The organism is Mesorhizobium escarrei (assembly GCF_935825525.1).
GTDB classification, from domain to species: domain Bacteria; phylum Pseudomonadota; class Alphaproteobacteria; order Rhizobiales; family Rhizobiaceae; genus Mesorhizobium; species Mesorhizobium escarrei.
In genome coordinates, this window is record NZ_CAKXZT010000117.1 from 1 (window position 1) to 4,223 (window position 4,223).

Below are 4,223 nucleotides of genomic sequence, written 5' to 3' on the forward strand. Positions count from 1 at the left end.
ACGCTCGAATTTACCTTTTGCCATAGTCTCTTTCCTTGGACGGCCGGGACCTTCAGTTCAGTCGAATGCGGGGCGATTAGCGACTGCGGCCGAAAAACACAAGTGCCTTGTGGCCGGGGCTTTCTCACCCGGTCTGAACTCATGATCGGGTTTTCGGGGATGTGGCGCGGATATAGGAATGAACAAGAAGAAATGGAATGGCCGAAGTTAGGTTCCGCGGCTACCGGCATTCAGCGGACGGATATCGCCGCTCCCGCCTGTCCGCCGTGCCGGATTTACAGCCGGATCTGGCCCATTGCCGGTGTGGCGCCGGTCTGATTTCCTGATCCGATGCATTTTATTCCAATCGCCATCCGCGGCCCGCTGTTCATGATCCTCTCGACCGGGTCCTATGTCGCCAACGACACCATGTTGAAGCTCGCGACGGTCGGGCTGCCGCCCTATGAAGTGCTGTTTTTGCGCGGGACGGCGGCAACGCTGTGGGGCATCCCGTTGCTGTTTGCGCTGGGCTACGCCAAGCAGATCCCGCTGATCCTCGACAGGAAAGTGTTGCAAAGAAACCTATTCGAGCTGGCGGCAATCCTTTGCTACGTGGTGGCGCTTGCCAACATGCAGATCGCCGATTCAACCGCCCTGGGGCAGATCACGCCCCTGCTCATGCTGATTGGCTCCTCTGTCCTGTTCGGCGAGCGCATCGGCGGCTTGCGCATTGCGCTGATCGGGCTCGGCTTCATCGGCGCAGTGATGGTGGCGCAGCCGACCATGCAGGGAATCTCGGTCTACGCCTTGCTGGCGCTCGGCAACGCGGCGTTCGCCGCAGCGCGCGATCTGGCCGGGCGGCGGGTTACCGCCGACGTGCCTGGCATGATCGTCGCAATTTCCGCCGTGGTGGTGGTGCTGGTCGGATCAGGCGTTGCGCATCTGATGTCGGAGCGTTGGGTGACGCCCGAGACGTATCATTTGCTGCTGATGGCCGGGGCCGGATTGTTCCTGATCTTCGGCCATTTCTTTATCTTCATGGCCTATCGCGTAGGGCCAACCGGCGTGGTTGCGCCGTTCTATTACTGCTTCACCGTCTGGGCGGTTATTTCAGGTCTGGTGGTGTTCCAGCAATCGCCGAACGCGCTGGCGATCGGCGGTATCCTGCTGGTGGTGGCCAGCGGGCTGACCATCGTGTCGCTCGATGAGCGCCGGCGCCGGCTGACCGTCGTCGCATAATTGGGCTGTGGTGACCAAAACAACGGTTACGCCACAAATTCAACTTGGCCGCTGCCCGCAAAAAATGGAGAAACCTGTGACAAGCCAGGAGAATGCCGGCAACCGCATGCTTGCCGGAAAATGTCTGTGCGGCGCCGTGAAGTACGCGGTGGCCGACGGGTTCATCTACGCCGCCAACTGCCACTGCTCGAACTGCCGGCGCACCACCGGTTCGGCCTTCAAGCCGTTTGCCGGCATCGAGCGTGAGAGACTGAGCCTGACCCAGGGCGAGGACAACCTCCTGATCTTTGGCGATGAGACCGGCCACGACGTGCACTGCAAGACCTGCGGCTCATTGCTCTATTCGGTCGTCCGGGACGGCGCCTTCGTGCACGTCGCCATGGGGACCCTCGTCGACGAGCCGACCATCCGTCCGACGCAGCACATCTTTGTCGGCTCCAAGGCGAAGTGGTTCACGATCACCGACGACCTGCCTCAATATGAAGAGCATGTCGCCGGAGGTGCCGACTGAAGACCTGGCGATGTGGCTGACGGCATTGCCGCTCAGGTACTACAGATCCGCCACAGACAATGACACGCAGTGACACGGCGCATTTTCAAGGAAGTTATTTTCGATAATGACTTCAACAGCATGCTTGGAGCGGGTAGCGGGAATCGAACCCGCATATTCAGCTTGGAAGGCTGCTGCTCTACCACTGAGCTATACCCGCGCATTTCACCCGAAAACCGCTATGCACTTTTCGGTCCGAGGCTTTGCGTTTCAGGGCTTCCGGGCCGGCAGTGGTGGAGAGGGTTGGATTTGAACCAACGTAGGCATAGCCAACGGATTTACAGTCCGTCCCCTTTAACCACTCGGGCACCTCTCCAGTCTGCCGCCGGAGCCATGCAACGAGGCATCGACGCGTCGCGACCGCGTGAGCGGCGCTTCGCGAAGCGCCTTATGGCGGCAGCGCCCAAAACTGTCAACCGCAACATCCCAGCAAATCGCCCTGAATTTCCGGACGGCCCGCCGAGCAGGGTTTCAGGCTGTATCCATAGGCGGACGACACGGCTATAGAACCGGCCATGAGCAACGACAACAAGCCCAAAACCCCGAAAGACACCCACTACGCCAAGCTGCGCCGAGCGCATCGCGACGAGAAGAGCGGCGGCACGCCGGCGTTCAGGCCGAGACAGCCGGTGCCACCAGGAGAGATACCAGCGGATGGGCTGGTGCGGCTTTACGGCCTGCATACGGTGCGAGCAGCACTCGACAATCCGCGCAGGCGAATCAAGAAGATGCTGGTGACGCGCAACGCCGCCGAGCGTCTGGCGATCGCCGACCTCACCGCCCTGCCCTTCACCACGGAGATGGTCGAGCCTAAGGATATCGACAAGATCACCGGCTCCGACGCCGTGCATCAGGGCGTGCTGATCGAAGCCGAGCCACTAAAACCCAAGCGCCTCGATGCACTCGGTGAGGCAACTCTGGTGCTGGTGCTCGACCAGGTCACCGACCCGCACAATGTCGGCGCGATCCTGCGCTCGGCGGTCGCCTTCGGCGCCGGCGCGCTGATCACCACGGCGCGCCACAGCCCGCATGAATCCGGCGTGCTGGCAAAGTCGTCCTCCGGCGCGCTGGAGCATATCGACCAGATCGAGGTAAGGAACCTCGCCGACGCGCTCGGCCAATTGCACGAGGCCGGGTTCCAGACCATCGGCCTCGATTCGGACGGACCGGCGGAACTCGAAAAGAGTTTTTCGGGAGAAAAGATCGCGCTGGTTCTGGGCGCCGAGGGCAAGGGGCTGCGCCAGAAGACGCGCGAAACGGTGACGACGCTGGCTCGGCTCGACATGCCCGGCGCCATCCGCTCGCTCAACGTGTCGAACGCCGCGGCGGTCAGCCTTTATGCGGCGCGGAAGTTTATAGCGAATAGCGGAATAGCGAATAGCGAATAGCGAATAGCGAATAGCGAAAGTCGGATCACTGCACCGGTGGGCTAGCAACCCTATTCGCTATTCCCTACTCGCTATTCGCTTCTACCACCTCATATCCCGCCATTCGCTCCAGCGCCCTGACCAGCGCCGAATGATCCTCCTTGGCGCCACCGTTGGCCGCGCAGGAGTTGAACAATTGCTGCGTCATCGAGGTGTTGGGCAGCGCGACGCCAAGCGCTTTTGCCCCTTCCAGAGCGAGATTAAGATCCTTCTGGTGCAGTTCGATGCGAAAGCCCGGCACGAAGCTGCGCTTGATCATGCGCTCGCCATGCACTTCGAGAATGCGCGAGGCCGCTAGCCCGCCCATCAGCGCTTGTCGCACCTTGGCCGGGTCGGCGCCGGCTTTCGACGCAAAAACAAGCGCTTCGGCGACTGCTTCAATGGTCAGCGCGACGACGATCTGGTTGGCGACTTTGGTGGTCTGGCCGACGCCGTTCGGGCCGACCAGCGTGATGTTCTTGCCCATTTTTTCGAACACCGGCCTGGCGCGCTCGAAGGCCTTTTCCTCGCCGCCGACCATGATGGTCAGCGACGCCGCCTTGGCGCCGACCTCGCCGCCCGACACCGGCGCATCGAGATAGTCGCAGCCGAGGTCGTTGATCTTCCGGGCAAAAACCTTGGTCTCGATCGGCGAGATCGAGCTCATGTCGATGACCAGCTTGCCCGCGGTCAGGCCCGAGGCGACACCGTTGTCGCCGAACAGCACGTCGGCCACTTCAGGCGTGTCGGGAACCATGGTGACAATGATGTCGGCCGTCTTTGCCACGGCGTGATGGCCAGAGACGGTCTTCAAACCCTTGGCGACAAGATCGGCCGGCGGTTTCGAGCGATGGTCGCTGGTGACGACGGTGTAGCCGGCGTCGAGCAGATGCCCCGCCATTGGCGCGCCCATGATCCCGAGGCCGATAAAGCCGATGGTGTCCATTTCTGTCTCCCTGGTGTTTTCGTTGCTGAGGTCGCGTTCCGTCGCGCCCCCTCTGGCCTGCCGGCCATCTCCCCCACGGGTGGAGAGATTGGATGTCACCGCG

The 4,223-nt window shown here is 61.7% G+C and carries 5 protein-coding genes and 2 tRNA genes; 4 read left to right on the forward strand and 3 right to left on the reverse strand.

The annotated features are described in order from the left end of the window. The 3 genes from NMG80_RS09900 to NMG80_RS09910 form a co-directional block, all read left to right on the forward strand. The coding region (locus NMG80_RS09900) for a hypothetical protein (RefSeq protein WP_254017918.1) at positions 1 to 318 on the forward strand (318 nt) is incomplete at its 5' end. Between the two features lie 12 nt (positions 319 to 330). Further along, the gene (locus NMG80_RS09905; protein ID WP_254017919.1) at positions 331 to 1,218 is read left to right on the forward strand and encodes a DMT family transporter; all 888 of its coding nucleotides are present in this window, start codon (positions 331 to 333) and stop codon (positions 1,216 to 1,218) included. 64 nt (positions 1,219 to 1,282) lie between these two features. Next, positions 1,283 to 1,729 (forward strand): GFA family protein, encoded by a 447-nt coding sequence (locus tag NMG80_RS09910; protein ID WP_254017920.1) that lies wholly within the window; start codon positions 1,283 to 1,285, stop codon positions 1,727 to 1,729. A 125-nt stretch (positions 1,730 to 1,854) separates the two neighbouring features. On the opposite strand, the gene NMG80_RS09915 is transcribed toward NMG80_RS09910, so the two are convergent. Both NMG80_RS09915 and NMG80_RS09920 read right to left on the reverse strand, forming a co-directional pair. After that, positions 1,855 to 1,928: transfer RNA gene (locus NMG80_RS09915), tRNA-Gly, on the reverse strand. A gap of 71 nt (positions 1,929 to 1,999) precedes the next feature. Continuing rightward, a tRNA-Tyr gene (locus tag NMG80_RS09920) sits at positions 2,000 to 2,084 on the reverse strand. A 199-nt stretch (positions 2,085 to 2,283) separates the two neighbouring features. Here NMG80_RS09920 and rlmB point away from each other — a divergent pair. After that, the gene (gene rlmB / locus NMG80_RS09925) at positions 2,284 to 3,156 is read left to right on the forward strand and encodes a 23S rRNA (guanosine(2251)-2'-O)-methyltransferase RlmB (protein WP_254017921.1); all 873 of its coding nucleotides are present in this window, start codon (positions 2,284 to 2,286) and stop codon (positions 3,154 to 3,156) included. A 64-nt stretch (positions 3,157 to 3,220) separates the two neighbouring features. Here rlmB and NMG80_RS09930 read toward each other — a convergent pair whose 3' ends face one another. Beyond that, entirely contained in the window at positions 3,221 to 4,120 is a 900-nt protein-coding gene (locus NMG80_RS09930; protein ID WP_254017922.1) for a 2-hydroxy-3-oxopropionate reductase, read from the reverse strand. Positions 4,121 to 4,223: the final 103 nt, after the last annotated feature.

Excerpts from the sequence above, each read along its gene's own strand:
- NMG80_RS09910 (WP_254017920.1), top strand. The coding sequence starts at position 1,283 with ATGGAGAAACCTGTGACAAGCCAGGAGAATGCCGGCAACCGCATGCTT.
- rlmB (WP_254017921.1), top strand. The coding sequence starts at position 2,284 with ATGAGCAACGACAACAAGCCCAAAACCCCGAAAGACACCCACTACGCC.
- NMG80_RS09905 (WP_254017919.1), top strand. The coding sequence starts at position 331 with ATGCATTTTATTCCAATCGCCATCCGCGGCCCGCTGTTCATGATCCTC.
- NMG80_RS09930 (WP_254017922.1), bottom strand. The coding sequence starts at position 4,120 with ATGGACACCATCGGCTTTATCGGCCTCGGGATCATGGGCGCGCCAATG.